Raw genomic sequence first — 17,707 nt, 5'->3', positions numbered from 1 at the left:
GCCAAATTTAAGCAAATTGCCCCGACTCTCCGAAGCAAAAACCGCGCTTTAGTTTAACTGAAAATTGCTATTTTTGTTTTTCACACCAACTGAAAACCATGAAACACCTGATTTATATTCCGCTTGTCGTTTTTACGCTTTTTTCGTGTAAAGCAAAAAAAGGTGATAAAGCGCCGGAAACTTTGCCAAAAGATATCGCGCTGAAACCAGAAAACAATTACAGCCAGCAGCTGGATCGCGAAAGATTGGCGGTTTTGGTTAAAGAAATTGATTCTTTGGCGGGAAGCGAAATTTGTACGGATGCAGCAGAATGGCGCTCTTCACCAATTGGCGCAAAACCGTGTGGCGGACCGAGTTCTTATATTGCTTATCCAATAAAAATGGAAGACGAAATCCTTGCAAAAATCAAGGAATTTACGGCACAGCAGGATGCCTTCAATAAAAAATATCAGTTGATGTCAGATTGCGCCATGGTACCGCCACCAGCGGGAATTCAGTGCGAAAACGGCAAAGCCGTTTTGGTAAAAAGCGATGTTGAAGTTGTTCAGTAAAAAATTGCCTAAATAGCAGGATATTTTTCCGGGTCTTTATACCAGGAAGAATATTTCACGTAATTGTTTGCAATGCGGTTCACCTCGCCTTCCAAAAGTTCCGCGGAAATATCTTTGATTTTTCTTGCTGGCGCACCCGCCCAGACTTCGCCGGATTTGATGTGCGTTCCCTGCGTTACCACAGAACCGGCACCAACAATGGAATTGCTTTCAACCAAGCAATCATCCATCACAATGGCGCCCATACCGACCAGCACATTGTCATGAATGGTGCAGCCGTGAACAATAGCGTTATGACCAATGGAAACATTATTGCCGATATTCAGCGGGAATTTTTCATAAGTGCAGTGCAACATCACGTTGTCCTGAACATTTACCTTATCACCCATTTTGATGTAATGCACATCGCCGCGCACCACGGCGTTATACCAAATGCTGCATTCCGTTCCCATGGTGACGTCGCCGATTATGGTTGCGGTTTCCGCTAAAAAAGTATCAGCACCGATTACCGGTTTTTTTCCTAAAAGTTCTTTTACAATTGCCATAATTCAATTTGGGAATTTGAAAATGTGTTAATATGATAATTTGGTTTCAAACAGAGTATTTTTAGAATTTTAGAAATATATGTCGAATTGATAAAATCTAATTTCAACCACCGGCTTCTAAGTTCTAAATCCCTATTTTTGTACTCAAATTTAAGAAAATTAAATGAGACCAATTATTATAGAACCGACCGAGAATCCAAAAGTGATGAAGTTTGTAGCAGACTACAACCTGATTCCGGGATCTTTGGAACTCGACCGCGATTCAGACTTTACAGAAATACCTTTAGCGCGCGAGCTTTTTAAATATCCTTTCGTGGAACGCATTTTTATTACGGCAAATTTCATCGCGGTGGCAAAACAGGACGGCGTTGACTGGGAAAATGTTGCAGAACCTTTGCAGCACATCATTGAAGATGAACTTCAGGCAAATCCACGCATTTATCAGCAAAAAAACTCGGAGGAATATATTGTTTATGCGGAAATGACGCCAAATCCCATGGTGATGAAATTCGTTTCCAGCAAAGCTTTGCTGGATGGTTTTATCGAAGTAAAATCGCCACTAGAAGCTGATGATGTGCCTTTGGCGCAAGCTATTTTTGGTGAATTCGACTTTGCCAGAGAAGTTTTTATTTCCGACAATTTTGTGGCGGTGACCAAAAATGTTTCGGTTGAATGGCACGAAGTGATGGTAAAAGTGCGCGATTTTGTAGCAAATTATCTGCAAAATGGTGGAAAAGTTTCCAACACTGCGGCGCAGAAACATGAAAGTCCGGCGGTAGCAACGGTTGCCAAGCGCGAATACACGGAAACGGAACAGAAAATTTCTGATATTTTAGACGAATACGTAGCACCCGCAGTGGCAGGTGACGGCGGGAAAATTTCATTAATGGAATATGACGCGGAAACCAAAACCGCAAAAATGCTTTTGCAGGGCGCCTGTTCCGGTTGCCCAAGTTCTACCGCGACGCTGAAAGGCGGAATTGAAAATCTTCTGAAACAATTTGTACCCGAACTGGTGGAGAAAGTAGAAGCGGTGAATGGGTAAGATAGTTGTCAGTGGTCAGTAATTAGTGATTAAGTTGATAGTGGAAAATTGAAAAATTTGCCAAAAAAGCCGGTAATTTTTATATAATACGAGTGCTGCGCCCCGACTTGAACGGAGCTCTTTTTATAAATGACGCGGAGCGGAAATTATAAAAAAGCGGGAGTGGAAGGCGGAAAAAGGCGCACAAATAAAAAAATAAATGTCTAAAAAAGGAATTTTACTTGTGAACCTCGGGTCTCCGAAATCGACGAAAGTTGAAGACGTAAAGGAGTATCTGGATGAGTTTTTAATGGATGAAAAAGTGATTGATTACCGCTGGTTTTTCCGGACTTTGCTGGTGCGCGGCATCATTTTGAACACGCGGCCGAAAAAATCTGCGGAAGCCTACAAAACCGTGTGGACGGACGAAGGTTCTCCGCTGATTTTCATCACCGAAAGGATTAAGAAAAAACTCGAAAAAATGGTCGAAGTGCCGGTAGAAATTGGGATGCGCTATGCGGAACCAAGCATCGAAACCGGAATCCAAAAACTTACAGACCAAGGCGTGACCGAAATAGTGCTTTTCCCACTTTATCCGCAGTACGCGATGAGCACGACGGAAACGGTGATCGACAAAGCCGAGGAAGTTCGCAAAAAACATTTCCCCGACATTAAGATCAATTATATTCAGCCGTTTTATAACCGCGAAATTTATATTGATTGTCTCGCGGAAAGTATCCGTGAAAAACTTCCGAAAAATTTCGATGCGCTGCAATTCTCCTATCACGGCGTTCCGGAGCGACACATTTACAAAACCGATCCTACAAATACCTGTAACCTAAACGATTGCTGTTCGCGCGATCAAAACCCGAGTCATCAGTTTTGCTATCGTCACCAGTGTTTTAAAGTGACCGAAGAAGTTATTAAAAAACTGGATTTACCGAAAGAAAAAGTGATGGTGACCTTCCAGTCGCGTTTGGGAAATGATAAGTGGATGGAGCCGTACACCGACGAAACTTTGGAAAGTTTGGGCAAAAAAGGCATAAAAAATCTGGCGATTGTTTGTCCGGCTTTTGTTTCGGATTGTTTGGAAACGCTGGAAGAAATTTCCGTGGAAGGCAAAGAGCAGTTTTTGCACGGTGGCGGTGAAAATTTCCATTATATCCCGTGTCTGAACGATGAAGACCGCTGGATTGAAGTGGTAAAAAGTTTGTGTGAAGAAAAACTTAATGAATTTTATTTGGTCTGAAAGAGCCAAATATTTGCATTTAGAAAATTAAAAAATTCGGGGTGATTTGCCCCGAATTTTTAGTTTCTTGCCGCGCGAAATTCGCCGTAGCCCAGCAAACCATCATAGTTTCTGCCGAAAGGCGTGTAATATAAAAAAGCCTGATAGAGATTTTCTGTCTGCCAAAAATTACCATTTATTTCGCCAAAATTTAGCGAATTATCGGGATTTCGAGTTGCCAAGATATAATTGTAAAAACCCTGTTTTAAATAGATTTTTGCGAGATATTTTTTTGAAACCTCATCGTAAAACATTTGGTTTTCTTTGCTCGGAAGGTATTCGTTAAAAGCGCCGAGGACGAAAATTTCTTTATCAGTTTTTTCGGAATCTAAGGCAAAATACACCCAGGAATAATCGGCTTCTTTGTCGGCATTTCTTTCGATTCCGAGATCATTTCGGCGGAAATAAAAAGCACCGTTCACGTCCGGCTGATATTGGTAATTCAGCGGAAAAGCCCACACTGGATGAAGATAGGTGTAATTGATTCCGTCCAGCGTTTCGGTTTGCGCGACCATATCGAACGGCTGATTCATGTTTTTGTTATCGAAATAATAGAACTCATTATTTCCCGGAAAAGCCAAATTCATTTGCTGAAAAAGCACCTTATTTCCTAACGTTGAGCTGGGTTTCTGATTGTAAATTCCGGTTTCATAATTGTTATTTTGAAGCATGTTGATGGAAAGCGAATTGAGGTTTGAATTCATCGAAGAACCGTTACCAATTGCCTGCACTTCCACCCTTTGGTTCACCATTTTATTTCTGATGTCGGAAGTCCGGGAAATATTCAGCGCGACATTTGCGCCGTTTTCCACCACAGAAAATCTCTTGGTAAAAAGTGGTTTTTCCGGAGAATTCTGGTAAACAATCAATTTGAAATTTCCGGAGATTTTAGGCTGAATTTTTTCGTTCGGAAAGGTTAAAGAATAATGCGTATACGGTTGCAAAGTGTTGAATGAATACTGAAACTGGTCGATTAAGCCGTTTAAACTGCCGTTGGCAAATTCTGTAAAAAAAAGGTTGTCTTCCTGCCAATTTCTGTCGAAATGCTTTATCGTGTAGCGGTAAATCGTGCTGGAATTCGAAAAATCATCAAAACGTAAAATCAACTGTTCATTAAAACCAATGACCCCCGTTTCGTCGTTTGTTTGCGGATTGAAAAGCTGTATGCTGCGGATATCCTGCGCAAATAAAAGCGACCCAAAAAGCAATAAAAAAAGGCGGAAAAATTTCATGAGTACGAAGATAGAGAATTTTGAGCAGTTGGATTTTTGATTTAAAAGCATAACAGTAAAATGCTGAAGATATTGTAAAAAGCTGAAAATTTTCTAATTAAAAAATAGCGTTTAACTTTGTAGAAAATCAAATTTATGTTGCAGATTCAGTCTTTTGTTTTCAATCCGTTTTCTGAAAATACGTATGTCGTTTATAATGAAAATAAGCAGGCGTACATCATCGATCCGGGAAATTTTGCGGAAAAGGAAACCGAACTTTTAAATAAATTTATCGAGCAAAAAGAGCTAAAAATTCAGAATATTCTGCTCACGCACGCGCACATCGACCACGTTTTGGGCTTGCAAAAAATGTACGATTTATACCAGGTTCCGGTTTTGATGCATGAAATTGAAAAGGAAATTCTGGACCGAAATCCGATGGACGCTAATCGTTTTGGATTTTTATTTAAACCTTTTGAAGGTGAAATTTCTTACGTAAAAGAAAGTGAAAAAATCAGCTTGGGAGACGACGAATTTAATATTCTGCACGTTCCGGGACATTCGCCGGGAAGCATTGCGTTTCACTCTGAAAAGCAAAAATTTCTGGTTTCAGGTGACGTGCTTTTTGAAGGAAGCATTGGCCGAACCGATCTGTACAAAGGTGATTCGGAACAATTGTTAAAAAGCATTTCGGAAAAACTTTTTGTGCTTGATACGGAAACTCAGGTTTTCAACGGTCACGGAAATCCGACAACAATTGGTTTTGAAAAAAGTTATAATCCGTTTTTCAGGTAATAAAAAAGACAAAGTTTATGCTTTGTCTTTTATTTTAAATTTAAAAAATTCCGGGTTATTTGGGGCAAAATTTTAATTCTATGCTCTTTTTAAAATAAAAAAATCGCCGTTTTAGGGGTAATTTTTTGAATTTTTTAAAGCTATTTCCATTTAATACTGCAGCCCATGCTTGGCTTTTGGAAATCTTCCTGTGGCGCGCCGGCCAAAAGATTTTCGAAAGCGATGATTAAGTCTTCGCCTGTAATTTCTTTTTGGTTTCCCGGACGCGAATCGTCCATCTGACCGCGGTAAACCAAATCCAGTTTTTCATCAAAAAAGAAAAAATCCGGTGTGCAAGCCGCGTCGTAAGCTTTTGCAATTGTCTGGCTTTCGTCATACAGATATGGAAAATCGAACTTTCTTTCCATTTGAAATTCGATCATTTTTTCCGGTGAATCTGCCGGATATTTTTGGCTGTCGTTCGCATTAATCGCGATAAATTCAATGCCTTGTTCCTGGTAATCTTCGTAAAGTTCCGCCAGTTTGTCGATGACGTGAAGCACGAACGGACAATGGTTACACATGAAAAACACCAAAGTTCCTTTCTCGCCTTTTAAATCTTCAAGCGACTGAATTTCGTTGCCTTGCGACGGATTCGGAAGTTCGAAAAACGGCGCTTTTGTCCCGAGCTCGAGCATATTTGAAAGTGTATCTGACATGGTTTTATTTTTTGAGGTTTAAAGATTGAAGCAAAGATAATGATTCCGCGAGGGAATTTTCAAAATTTACCCAATTGATGTTTTCTTCTTTGCGGTACCAGGTGAGCTGGCGTTTCGCAAAACGGCGGGAATTTTTTTTAATTTCTTCTACGGCGAAATCTAGAGTCCAGGTTTTGTCGAAATATTTAAAAAGTTCAGAATAACCAACGGTTTGCAAAGCGGTTAGATTTCGGAAGGGAATTAAAGATTCTGCTTCTTTCAGCAACCCATTTTCCAGCATTTGGTCGACGCGCTGGTTGATGCGAGCGTAAATAACTTCGCGCGGTGCCTGAATCCCGATTCTAATGACGTTGAAGTCGCGGTTTTTTCTTTGTGCGGAAATGTTTTCGGTATAAGTTTTCCCGGTTTGCCAAATGATATCGATCGCGCGAAAAAGGCGACGCGGATTTTCAATATCTACTTTCGCGAAATATTCGGGGTCAAAATCAGAAAGAATATTCTGAAGTTTTTCAAGTCCTTCGTCTGCAAAAATTTGCTCTAATTTGGCCTGATTTTCCGGATTTGCCTCGGGAAGCTCGTGAAGTCCGTCTATTACCGCTTTTTCGTACATCATGCTTCCGCCGACCAAAATAACAATATTCTTTTCCTGGAAAAGCTGGTTGAGTTTTTCCAGCGCGCCTTTTTCATATTGCCCGATCGAATAATAATCCTGAACCGAAAGATTGCTGATAAAGTGATGTGGAACTTCAGCAAGTTCTTCACTCGACGGCGTTGCGGTGCCGATTTTCATTTCCCGGAAAAATTGCCGCGAATCGCAAGAAATAATTTCGGTTTCGAAATGTTTCGCCAAATCGATAGCGAGTTTTGTTTTGCCAATTCCGGTGGTGCCGACAATAGAGATGAGAGTTTTCACGCTGCAAATTTCCTGTTTTTTTTCGAATTAAAACTGCCAATTTTTGAAAGAAGGAAAACCCGGACTTCTAGCCCCGATTCCAGTGGAAATCCTTTTTTGGGGCGGCGGCTTCGCCGCCCCCAAAAAAGATTGTAACGGAAAGCGGGTTGTACCTTTTGAGCACCTGACAAATCTCCTTGCTCCAAAAAAAACCGCTTAAATAAGCGGAATTTTTATTTTTTAATGAATAATCTCGGCGTCTATCACTTTGTCTTCGGTTCGGGAAGCTTCCCAGGCGACAAACTTTTCGGCTTCGGTAATCAGCAGCGGAATTGCAAATGCGAGGAGCGCAATATCATCTAAAACGCCGATTACAGGGATAAAGTCTGGAAGAAAGTCTATCGGGGATATTAAATATACGAGCACCAGGCCGGGAACAATTACGTTTTTGAAATGCGGCTTGTAACCGCCTTTTTTGGTGGCAGATCTTATCATTCGCACGATAACCGGAATTTTCGAGATAAACCCTTTGTGCTTAAATGCTTCTCTGGCCAACTGAATTTTTGATAGTTTCATCTTTGTTTGTGGTATTTTTAAACGCCAAGTATTTCGCAAATACTATACCATGAATTCGTAAATATTCGTTAATTTATTTGGTTACATTGTCGATAAACTCATGGACTGATTTGGAATTCCAGTCTTTCGTGCCGTCTTCTTTCAGCAAAATTCTGCCGTTTTTATCCAGTAAAAAAGTGGTTGGAAAAACCTTTGGCAAAACATGATTGGTGATTGGGCTTTGCGCAATGTAAACGGGAGTGGTGTAATTGTTTTTTTTCATAAACTCCACCACATCTTCTTCTTTGTCCTGCATCGCTATCAGCACGAAATCTACGTCATTTTTTCTGGACTGATACAGCTTTTCAATTGTCGGCCATTCTTCACGACAAGGTGGACACCATGTTCCCCAGAAATTCAGGAAAACCAGTTTGTCGCCTTTCAAAGTTTTCAGATTGGTGTCTGGAACGTTGATTCCTTTCAGCTGAATATCGTAATCTTCGTCGCTTAAAGTAATTGCATTTTCAATTGCCGCCACCGGAAAAAACAAATCTTTGAGTTTCAGTTTTACCGACGGGAAAAGGTAGAGAATCGCCACGAAAGCCATGGCGACGATAAAAAAGCCATTTTTCCTTAAAAAGTTCATTAATTTTTAGTTTAAAGCAAAGTGATAATTTCTTCGATGGCGTCTTTTCCTTTGTTTCGGGAATAATACACCTGCAAATCATTGTAGAAAACCTCGCGCGGATACGTTTCCGGATTTTCTTTGAATTTTTTCAACAAATCATTTCCGTATTGCGGACGCGGTCCCCAGTTTGCGGTGACGTTGAAGTTTTCATCTAAAACAATCACTTTTGGAATAGACTGTGTGTCGTTGGTTAAAAAATGATCGATTAGCGAGGTGTCCTGATCGCGGAGAAATACACGAACATCATTTCCCAAAGCTTCGAAAAATTTGGCAACTGCCGGCACTGTTGCGCTCGCGTCGCCACACCAGGGTTCAGAAATAATAAGGATTTTGCCGTTAAAATTTTTTGCCTGTGCTCTTTCAAGCTGCTCTGCATCTAATTTTAAAGTTTTCAGCGTTCTGTTCGTACGCTGCAAACCCAAATCGTAATATTCCTGATACGGATCGTTTTCGATTATATTGTTGGTCGCTCTTTGCACGGCAACCGCCATGTATTCTTCGAAAGTCAGAGCATAAAACCAGTAATTTTGGAGATTTTGAAATGTATTGTTTTTTTGGTCTGCTGTTGTTGAATTCATTATTTTAAATTTTTATCAAATTTCCGGAAATTTATAGGAAGTACATGTGATCATTGTCACACATAGAATTTACGTAGTTTATTGATCAAAAACAAATCAGCGAGCACAAAAGCTGCTAAATTTTCAACAATCGGAACCGCGCGCGGCAAAACGCATGCATCGTGACGGCCTTTTCCTTCAATTATAATCGGATTGCCGTCTTGATCGAAACTTTCCTGAGGGCGTAAAATTGTCGCCACAGGTTTGAAAGCTACGCGAAAATAAACATCCATTCCGTTTGAAATTCCGCCCTGTATTCCACCAGAAAGATTGGTCTTGGTGGTAAAATCAGCATTGAATAAATCGTTATGTTCTTTGCCGGTCATTTTTGCGCCGCAGAATCCGCTGCCATATTCAAAACCTTTGCAAGCGTTGATATTCAGCATTGATTTGGCGAGTTCAGCCTGAAGTTTGCCAAAAACCGGTTCACCAATTCCGATGGGCAAATTTTTAATTACGCACGTTATCGTACCGCCGATGGTGTTGCCTTCTTTTTTTATTTCTTTAATCTTTGCAATCATGCGCTCCGCCGTTTCTTCATCGGGACAGCGCACTTCGTTGGAATCAATTTTAGAAAAATCGAGGTTCTGATACGGTTTTTCACAAAAAATTTCACCAACCGATGAAACATAAGATGAAATTTCTACATTTTCAGGCAGAAGTTGTCGCGCCATGCTTCCGGCAACCACCCAGTTTACGGTTTCGCGCGCTGATGATTTGCCGCCACCACGATAATCGCGAATGCCGAATTTCTGCTCGTAGGTAAAATCTGCGTGGCTCGGGCGGGCTGCCTGAGCAATATGGTCGTAATCTTTCGATTTTTGATTTTCGTTTTCAATGGTGAAACCGATCGGTGTTCCGGTAGTTTTACCTTCAAAAATTCCGGACAGTAATTTCACTGCGTCACTTTCTTTCCGTTGGGTAACAATAGCACTTTGCCCGGGCCTGCGACGGTCTAACTGCTGCTGAACTTTTTCCAAATTGATTTCTAAACCCGCGGGAAAATTGGTAATGATGCCGCCGTACGCAGCGCCGTGACTTTCACCAAAGGTAGAAAGCGTGAGAAAATTTCCTAAGTTGAACATCTTACAAAGTTAAGGAGATAAATCGGCATTTTTAAGCACTTTCAGCATGATAGAAAAGATTTATTTACTCAAAATCTTGGAGTATCAGCCGCAGTTTTTCTTTTTCTTCCGGAGAAATTTTCCGCCATATAAAGCCATTTTTTAAGGTTTTTCCTTTCAGCTGCGGGAAAATGCCAGCTTCCATATCTTCATAAAGACTTTGCGGCGTAATAGCTGGTAGCGGCGATTCAAAAGTATAGATATATCCATCAACTACATGAAATTGGAGGTTTCCAATTTGATGAGATTTATATTTTGTCCATTTAAAATATGCGGGTTCGACTAGAAAAGTGCTGTGTTGTCCCGACATGTATGGACCGAGCTTAAAACTTGGGAAATAGCTCTTCGGCAATAATGGAAAAGTGAGAAATGCAAAAACAAAAATTGAAAGAACGCCGAAAATCAGGAATGAAAGTTTCTTTGTAAAAATTTCAAAAAAAAGCACAAAAAAGAGCACAAAAAATACTTCGATAAAAAAACGATACTGCGCCGAAAAAATAAAAACCGCCACACTTTTAATTAAAACTGAAATAAAAAGAAACCAGATTAACCTCGATTTTTTAAGAAAAGCGAAAACAAAAAATCCAATCAAACTCAGAACAAACAAAATATGGATATTACCTTTTATTCCGCCTAAAAACAGCCACTTTTTAAAATATTCCCAATTTAAAAAGTGCTGAATTTCAGCATAGGAATATTTCGCATCGAATGTTTTCCGAACCGCGACTTCTGCAGAATTTTTCAGCAATTCAGCATTTGGTTTCCACGCAAGACCAAAATCTAAAAATTGTACGGGAAATATTGGAAATCCGAAAGTCCAGATATTTTTAAATAGGAATAAAAACATCACCAAAGTTGGTAATACCAAGTTTTTCAGCGAAATTTTCTCAATGAACATAAAGTACAAAAAAGTAAAAAGCGGCAACCACAAAACTGTGGGTTTTATAGCAAAAACGAAAACCGAAAAAGCCAGCAAAAAGCCGGCATTTTTATTTGAGGTAAAAATTTCATTTAAAATAATCAGGGAGAAAACGATTACCGGCAAATCCGGGCTCGGCGACTGAACCAATAAATACAAAACCGGAAAAAATGCCAAATGAACCCAGAATGTTTTTTCGAAAATGTAAACGGTGTAGATGATTAAAACCAAAACATTGATGCGCAAAAATGGATCTGCAAAATGCGAAAAACCTGCCTGAAAAACGTGCCAGAGCGACATCTGCCCAAGCATCAAATCCAAATTAGAAATTCCTTTTACTAAACCAACTTCCGAAAGCCATTTGATTGACGGAACATAATATCCGAAATGATCTAAAATAAATGGGTAATAAGAACCGAAAAAAATGGTGATGCAGGAAATTACCAAAAAAGGAATTGCATTTTTAGAAAAAAATCGCCAAAAAAGCAGGTAATTTTTTAAATAAAAAAAGAAAAAAATCCCGATAATTATGGTCAGAATTTCCAGATAAATATTCAGCGGAAAAAAGAACGCGAACACTGTCCACAGCATGGTACAGCAAAATATGCCACATAAAATGGTTAGTGTAAGACCGAAGTCAGTAATTTTAAATATTTTAGCTATAAACGTGCCAATTCCCGCTAAGGCAGGAAGCAGCACAGTCAGCATCAGTAAAATATAAAACATAAAAAAAGATTGCTTAAAAATAAGCAATCTTTTAACTAAAATATGTAAATATTATCTAGGTTGTACTCTACCGTCTTTTCTATCCTGCGATCTACCGATGGTATAACCGGTTGCACCACCAGCAACACCACCAATTACTGCACCTAGAGCACGATTTTTCTTACTGATAATTGCTCCGGCAGCAGCACCACCAACTGTACCGATAATAGCACCTTTAGCAGCTTTACTCATTCCCTGTGGTTGTGCAGCTTGAGTAGTAGTACCAGCGCCGTCATTGGAATAATTACCAGAAGAAGACGATTGTCGCGGTGTGTTATTCACATAAACTGTTTTGGTTTCTCGGATGACCTGAGGTCTTGGAGCGGCAGCACGCGCTTTTTCGACTTCAGCAATACTGTCCTGTTTTTTCTGTGTTTCGTAGGCGATTTTTTCCTTTTCAATCGCTAATTTCTGTTTTTCAATTTCCAGCTGTCTTGCCTGGAATTCCATTTTCTGTTGCTCCACCGATCTTTCAGCTACTTTATTGTCCTTTGTACAGGCTGCTAACATCAGCACTGAAAGCGAACTTGTTAAAAATAACTTTTTGAATATTGATGGTGTTTGAATTATAGTTTTCATAACGTACTTTTTAAAAATTAAGAATCATTTTCAGATTGTTATAGCCTAATGCCAAAATTGGAACCAATGTAGCGTTAAGGAAATGTTAATTTATTTAAAATGTATTAAAACCTGTTACAGTCAAATTTTTAACCGCTTTCAAAAATCAAGGTCGGCGGTAAATTTCCAGCGTATCAACCTTTAATTTTGTTTTTAACCAATCGGCGAGAAGCGTTTTTCGCTCATCTGACAGATCATTTTCACTTTGATAAAGCGCCACCGGAATAATTTGTGTTGAATCTTTTTTAAGGAAAATTTCCTGTTTAGCCACTGAAATGGTGCTGAGCTCCGGAAATATCGCCTTGGTTTCGTTGAATAAGTTATCGGTTTTGAAAGAATAGCGGTCAACAGAAGCGTTTAACTCAGCAATGACATTCGAAAAATCATTTTCAATTTCATTATTCGCAATTTTTTTTGTGGAGGCTTCGGCAAGAAATGCGCTGTCCTGGCGAATAATCAAGCGGGTATTTGGTAAACCCAGCGCCTCCAACTTCTTATTTTCGTCTGCGATTTCTTTCGCGGTAAATTTCCTGTTGAGAAATGCGAGCTCAATGGTACGCTGTCCGGTGGCAGAATAAGTTGTTTTTTGGTAAACAATGGTGTTGTTCTTTCTTTCAAATTCTTTTTGAACGTATTCTGAAACTTTTTCTTTAAAACGCTGTTCCTGAATAAATTTATACGCAAAGAAAATACTTGGAACAATCATGGAAACGGTAATAAAAGTAATCCAGTTCCGTACTTTTTTTTCGCGGGCTGCATCCACAAATCCTACGGCGGGATATTTTAAATATTTAGCGATGAGATAGGTCGCGATACATATAAAAACGCAATTGATGGCATATAAGAAAAGAGCACCACCAAAGAAGGAAAAATTACCCGTTGCCAGACCATAACCGGCAGTACAGAGCGGCGGCATGAGCGCTGTCGCAATAGCAACGCCGGGAATTGGATTCCCCTTTTCAACCCGTGTTACAGCAATTACGCCGACTAATCCGCCAAAAAAGGCGATGATCACATCATAAATATTAGGCGCTGTACGGGCCAAAATTTCCGATTGGGCTTCTTTGAAAGGCGTCAGAAAGAAATAAAGCGAGGAAAACAACAGACCTACAAGAGTTGATACCAAGAGATTTTTTAAAGACTTCCGCAGTAACTTAAAATCGAACATTGCCAACGCGAAACCGGCACCAACAATCGGTCCCATAAGCGGGGAAATAAGCATCGCGCCAATAACCACCGCAGTAGAGTTTAAATTCAGACCTACAGAAGCGATGACAATAGCACAGGCTAAAACCCAAACATTTGAGCCCGAGAAAACAATGCTGTTCTGCACATTTGCCAGCACTTTTTCTTTTTGCTCTTCGCCGTCCTGAAGGTTGAAATAATTATTCATATAATAAATTTACGGATTGAACAAATTTAGAAATTTAAATAACGTTTACAGGCAGCGTCAAAATCCACCTTAAAATAAAAAACCCTAAAATCTTCGAAAAAAGATAATAGGGTTTTGGAGGTTCCTAGCGGATTCGAACCGCTGTAGATGGTGTTGCAGACCACTGCCTAACCACTCGGCCAAAGAACCATTTGGGTTTGCAAATATAGAAAATTAATTAAAATTGCCGAAATTAATTCTGACTTAATTAGACACCGCTAATTTTCAGCACCAATTGCGCTTCGGTGTCGATAACAACCGTCAGCACTCCGCCGTTCAGCAGAATTTTGGAAGGTTTTAATCCGAAGACTTTTCCGTTGAGTTTCACACCTTTGTAATATTCTTTGTTAAAGGCTTCGTCGATGCTTTTTCTCGCCTCATCTTCAATTGCAGCGGTCGGAATCCCATATTCCGTCTCGATTAGATGAACGATTTTTCCTTTGAAAAGCAATGCTGCAGCTTTATGTAAAATATTTTTGGTCGATAATTTATACGTCATTTCCGAAAGCGTGATCTTTCTTTTTGCCGCGTCATAAACCGGAATTCCGGAAATGGTAGAAATTCCTTCCAAAGCTCCGCTCGTTGATATTTCCATAATTATGCGGTTTTCCACGCTGGAAATTTTCACGTCATCAACAATGATTTTTGATTTTCCTTCTCGAAAATCAAACTCTTTTCCGAGAAACATTTTTTCGGCAATTTCTTCAGCTTCTTGCAGCGGAATATTTGCGGTGGTCTGAAGCACAAATTTTTGCGGCAATTCGGGCACTTTTTTGAAGTTTGCCACATTTTTCAATAGCGGTGAAGCGGCAGGTTTTTCGCCGGTAAAAGTTTCGGAATACGTTTCAATACCGACTCCGAAATCCAAGCGATCGCGGTAAAAAACCAGCGGCGAGATGCTGATATTTAAAGGTGAAACTTTTAACCAAGTATCAAACTCGGCAGAAATACTAAACGGTTGGGCAAAATTATTCCAAGCTAAAACGGCATATTTTTGAAAATTCAGCTGTTCCCTCAACATTTCATCGATGGTTTTAGAAAATTCAGCCTGCTGCTTCTGCAAAGTGCTTTCAATTAAAGACGTTATCGGTAATTTAATTTTACCGTAATCCAACACCGGCTTCGTCACCCATTTGAATCCGCGCGGTGAAGTTTTGGTCGCAACCGTCCAGTTATTTTGAAAATTAATTTGCGTGCTGAAATACATTACCGTTTCAAAAGTGGTATTTTGGTAGTTATACAGCCCAAATTTTCCGATTCCTTTTTCCGCCCAAATCTTCAGTGGAACTTCAATTAAAAGGTTCTGTTCAGTTCCACCAACCAAACGAATCGGTCGTGTTTTCCAGACTTTTACTTTAAACTGATCGTTGTCGTTATCCGTAAACGAATTGTCCTCGAAAAGTAAATTTGGTGTGGACGAATTGATGATATTCGAAATTTCAGCGAGCGGAATCTGAACGGGAATCAGCACTGATGATTTTATTTTCGGAAATACCGTCGGCGCCACTTTTTCTGAATTTAAGCTTTGTGCGGATACAGCAAAACCGGTAAAAATCCATAAAATCGAAAACAAATACTTCATTAGGTTTATTTTTTGAAACGCAAATTTGCGGAAAATTGATAAAACGAAAAAAATCGGCATTTCTGCTCGAAAAAATCAATCACAATGATAGGCAGAATTTCCGGAAATTTTAAAACTATTTTGGTAACTTACTTCTCATGAAAAAATTTAAACTTTCTGTGCTGGATCTGGCGCCGGTAAAACAGAATAAAACCATCCACGATACATTTAATGACAGTTTAGAACTCGCCAGAACAGTTGAAGATTTAGATTACAAACGCTTCTGGTTGGCGGAACATCACAATATGGCGAGCATCGCAAGTTCCGCAACATCAGTATTAATCGGTTTTATCGCAAACGGAACGAAAAAAATCCGCGTAGGTTCCGGCGGTATCATGTTGCCGAACCACAGCTCGCTCGTCATTGCAGAACAATTCGGGACTTTGGAAAGTCTTTTTCCGCACAGAATTGATTTGGGCGTTGGTCGCGCGCCGGGAACCGACGGTTTAACGGCAAAAGCGCTGGGTAGAAATCCGCAGAATATCAATCAGCATTTTCCTAATCAGATACAGGAATTGCAGCGTTATTTTTCCACTGAAAATTCGGAAAGTCTAGTACGCGCAATTCCGGGTGAAGGCTGTGATATCCCGATTTATATTTTAGGTTCCAGCACCGACAGCGCGTGGCTGGCTGCCGAAATGGGCTTACCTTATGCCTTCGCGGGACATTTTGCGCCCGATATGATGGAAGCCGCTTTTGAAATTTACCGCCAAAACTATCAGCCAAGTGAAAAATTCCCGACACCATATATTATAGCGTGTGTAAACGGAATTGCTGCGGAAACCGATGCCGAAGCTAAAAAACTTTCGACGACGCTGTATCAGGCTTTTCTAAATATCATTAGAAGTGACAGAAAACCGTATTCACCGCCGGTTGAAGACATTGAAAAAGTCTGGAATTATATGGAAAAAAGTCACGTATTGCGAATGTTACGTTACAGCTTTGTCGGCGGTCCGGAAAAAATTAAAAATGAAATGCAGCAGTTTCAGGCTTTGTTTGGTGTCGACGAAATGATGATCACCTCGCATATTTACGAGCAGAAAGCGCGACTGAAATCTTACGAAATTTTCAGCGAAGTGGTGAAAGAGATTTTTTAGGCATTAAATAGGCAAATTTTCCGGTTTTGTAAAACGTAAAAATTTGCCGCTAAAGCAGGTAATTTTTGAGATTTAACCGATATAATATTTGAATTGTCGATTGCGCTAAATCTCAGTATCTTTGCAAAAATCTAAAAGTAAAATGTCCGACATTCAATTAAATACGATTGCTGAAGCGATTGAAGATCTAAAAAACGGCAAAATCATCATCGTGGTTGATGACGAGAACAGAGAAAATGAAGGAGATTTTCTTTCTGCGGCAGAACTGACGACGCCGGAAATCATCAATTTTATGACGATTCACGGTCGCGGATTGATCTGTACGCCCCTTCCGGAAAAAAGATGCGACGAACTTGGTCTCGATATTATGGTGACGCGCAGTTCCGATCCGAAAGAAACCGCTTTTACGGTTTCCGTAGATTTACTGGGTGAAGGCGTTTCTACCGGAATTTCCGCGAGCGACCGCAGCAAAACGATTTTAGCTTTAATGGATCCGAATACTAAACCAGCGGATTTTATGCGTCCGGGCCATATTTTTCCGTTACGCGCAAAAAAAGGCGGCGTTTTAAAAAGGGCCGGTCACACCGAAGCTGCCATTGATTTAACTAAACTTGCGGGCTTGCAGGAAGGCGGCGTGATTTGCGAAATCATGAATGATGACGGTTCGATGGCGCGGCTTCCCGAGCTTTACGCATTGGCGAAAAAGCACGACCTGAAACTGGTTTCCATCGAAGATTTGATTGAATACCAACTGAAAAAAGGTGATTTAATTGCAAGAATTGAAGAGCGAAAAGTAAAAACTTTCTATGGCGAATTTGATTTTTTTGCGTTTAAAGAAACAAGTACAGATCAAATACATTTTGCTTTAACAAAAGGAAAATGGGCAGAAAACGAACCGATTTTAGTGCGCGTTCAGGCTTCAAATTCATATTTTGATGTGTTAAGCCGGTTGACAACTGGTGAAAAACCTTTGCTGGAAAAAGTAACTTCGATGATCAATGCTGAAGGAAAAGGCGCGATTATTTTCATCAACAATGTTTCTAATTCTGAAAATACGATGCGCAAACTTCAGCAGTTTTTGGATTTTCAGGACGGGCAGGAAAAAAGGCCAACTTTAGCTTCAAATTTTCATGATTATGGAATTGGAACTCAGATTTTGAAAAATTTAGGAATTAATAAATTCCGTGTGATTTCGCAGAATATTCACCAAAAACCTTTAGTTGGCGGCTATGATGTGGAAGTCACCGAAATGGTGCAGCTATAGAAA

Annotated in this window: 18 protein-coding genes and 1 tRNA gene; 6 read left to right on the top strand and 13 right to left on the bottom strand. The window is 39.9% G+C overall.

Annotation, left to right across the window (positions count from 1 at the left end):
* Positions 1 to 98: 98 nt before the first annotated feature.
* Positions 99 to 551: a hypothetical protein gene (locus BMZ55_RS10170; RefSeq protein ID WP_089820244.1), complete on the top strand. Its 453-nt coding sequence runs from the start codon at positions 99 to 101 to the stop codon at positions 549 to 551.
* An 8-nt stretch (positions 552 to 559) separates the two neighbouring features.
* On the opposite strand, the gene BMZ55_RS10165 is transcribed toward BMZ55_RS10170, so the two are convergent.
* Positions 560 to 1,096 (bottom strand): gamma carbonic anhydrase family protein, encoded by a 537-nt coding sequence (locus tag BMZ55_RS10165; RefSeq protein ID WP_089820243.1) that lies wholly within the window; start codon positions 1,094 to 1,096, stop codon positions 560 to 562.
* A 163-nt stretch (positions 1,097 to 1,259) separates the two neighbouring features.
* Here BMZ55_RS10165 and BMZ55_RS10160 point away from each other — a divergent pair, with 163 nt between their 5' ends.
* Positions 1,260 to 2,141, top strand: coding sequence for a NifU family protein (locus BMZ55_RS10160; protein ID WP_089820242.1), 882 nt, complete (start codon positions 1,260 to 1,262; stop codon positions 2,139 to 2,141).
* 199 nt (positions 2,142 to 2,340) lie between these two features.
* Entirely contained in the window at positions 2,341 to 3,369 is a 1,029-nt protein-coding gene (gene hemH, locus BMZ55_RS10155; RefSeq protein ID WP_089820241.1) for a ferrochelatase, read from the top strand.
* Positions 3,370 to 3,428: 59 nt separating this feature from the next.
* Here the strand turns inward: hemH and BMZ55_RS10150 are convergent, their stop codons facing one another.
* Entirely contained in the window at positions 3,429 to 4,640 is a 1,212-nt protein-coding gene (locus tag BMZ55_RS10150; protein ID WP_089820348.1) for a type IX secretion system plug protein, read from the bottom strand.
* Between the two features lie 135 nt (positions 4,641 to 4,775).
* On the opposite strand from BMZ55_RS10150, the gene BMZ55_RS10145 reads away from it, so the two are divergent.
* Positions 4,776 to 5,414 carry an MBL fold metallo-hydrolase gene (locus tag BMZ55_RS10145; protein ID WP_089820240.1) on the top strand — a complete coding sequence of 213 codons (639 nt, stop codon included), beginning with the start codon at positions 4,776 to 4,778 and terminating at the stop codon, positions 5,412 to 5,414.
* A gap of 140 nt (positions 5,415 to 5,554) precedes the next feature.
* Here BMZ55_RS10145 and BMZ55_RS10140 read toward each other — a convergent pair whose 3' ends face one another.
* The 11 genes from BMZ55_RS10140 to BMZ55_RS10090 all read right to left on the bottom strand — a co-directional run bounded on the left by BMZ55_RS10140 (position 5,555) and on the right by BMZ55_RS10090 (position 15,304).
* A complete protein-coding gene (locus tag BMZ55_RS10140) occupies positions 5,555 to 6,112 on the bottom strand; it encodes a thioredoxin family protein (protein WP_089820239.1) in 558 nt (185 codons plus the stop codon).
* Positions 6,113 to 6,116: 4 nt separating this feature from the next.
* Complete coding sequence (gene miaA, locus BMZ55_RS10135) at positions 6,117 to 7,025, bottom strand: tRNA (adenosine(37)-N6)-dimethylallyltransferase MiaA (protein WP_089820238.1); 909 nt, start codon at positions 7,023 to 7,025, stop codon at positions 6,117 to 6,119.
* A 219-nt stretch (positions 7,026 to 7,244) separates the two neighbouring features.
* Positions 7,245 to 7,580: a YkvA family protein gene (locus tag BMZ55_RS10130; protein ID WP_089820237.1), complete on the bottom strand. Its 336-nt coding sequence runs from the start codon at positions 7,578 to 7,580 to the stop codon at positions 7,245 to 7,247.
* Positions 7,581 to 7,653: 73 nt separating this feature from the next.
* A complete protein-coding gene (locus BMZ55_RS10125; protein ID WP_089820236.1) occupies positions 7,654 to 8,205 on the bottom strand; it encodes a TlpA family protein disulfide reductase in 552 nt (183 codons plus the stop codon).
* 11 nt (positions 8,206 to 8,216) lie between these two features.
* Complete coding sequence (locus tag BMZ55_RS10120; RefSeq protein WP_089820235.1) at positions 8,217 to 8,825, bottom strand: thioredoxin family protein; 609 nt, start codon at positions 8,823 to 8,825, stop codon at positions 8,217 to 8,219.
* A 56-nt stretch (positions 8,826 to 8,881) separates the two neighbouring features.
* Positions 8,882 to 9,949: a chorismate synthase gene (gene aroC, locus BMZ55_RS10115; protein ID WP_089820234.1), complete on the bottom strand. Its 1,068-nt coding sequence runs from the start codon at positions 9,947 to 9,949 to the stop codon at positions 8,882 to 8,884.
* Positions 9,950 to 10,013: 64 nt separating this feature from the next.
* Positions 10,014 to 11,633, bottom strand: a complete 1,620-nt coding sequence (locus tag BMZ55_RS10110) for an LIC_10190 family membrane protein (RefSeq protein ID WP_089820233.1) — start codon at positions 11,631 to 11,633, stop codon at positions 10,014 to 10,016.
* Between the two features lie 51 nt (positions 11,634 to 11,684).
* Positions 11,685 to 12,251, bottom strand: a complete 567-nt coding sequence (locus tag BMZ55_RS10105) for a YMGG-like glycine zipper-containing protein (protein ID WP_089820232.1) — start codon at positions 12,249 to 12,251, stop codon at positions 11,685 to 11,687.
* 145 nt (positions 12,252 to 12,396) lie between these two features.
* Positions 12,397 to 13,683 carry a DUF389 domain-containing protein gene (locus BMZ55_RS10100; protein ID WP_039343062.1) on the bottom strand — a complete coding sequence of 429 codons (1,287 nt, stop codon included), beginning with the start codon at positions 13,681 to 13,683 and terminating at the stop codon, positions 12,397 to 12,399.
* A 115-nt stretch (positions 13,684 to 13,798) separates the two neighbouring features.
* Positions 13,799 to 13,872: transfer RNA gene (locus tag BMZ55_RS10095), tRNA-Cys, on the bottom strand.
* Between the two features lie 58 nt (positions 13,873 to 13,930).
* A complete protein-coding gene (locus tag BMZ55_RS10090) occupies positions 13,931 to 15,304 on the bottom strand; it encodes a DUF4403 family protein (RefSeq protein ID WP_089820347.1) in 1,374 nt (457 codons plus the stop codon).
* Positions 15,305 to 15,441: 137 nt separating this feature from the next.
* Between BMZ55_RS10090 and BMZ55_RS10085 the strand changes: the two genes are divergently transcribed.
* Positions 15,442 to 16,440 carry an LLM class flavin-dependent oxidoreductase gene (locus BMZ55_RS10085; RefSeq protein WP_089820231.1) on the top strand — a complete coding sequence of 333 codons (999 nt, stop codon included), beginning with the start codon at positions 15,442 to 15,444 and terminating at the stop codon, positions 16,438 to 16,440.
* Between the two features lie 142 nt (positions 16,441 to 16,582).
* Complete coding sequence (ribB, locus tag BMZ55_RS10080; protein ID WP_089820230.1) at positions 16,583 to 17,704, top strand: 3,4-dihydroxy-2-butanone-4-phosphate synthase; 1,122 nt, start codon at positions 16,583 to 16,585, stop codon at positions 17,702 to 17,704.
* Positions 17,705 to 17,707 lie beyond the last annotated feature (3 nt).

It is taken from the genome of Kaistella treverensis (assembly GCF_900114045.1).
GTDB classification, from domain to species: Bacteria; Bacteroidota; Bacteroidia; order Flavobacteriales; family Weeksellaceae; genus Kaistella; species Kaistella treverensis.
Note: the sequence above shows the minus strand (reverse complement) of the source record. Positions and strands in the feature narration are given on the sequence as shown.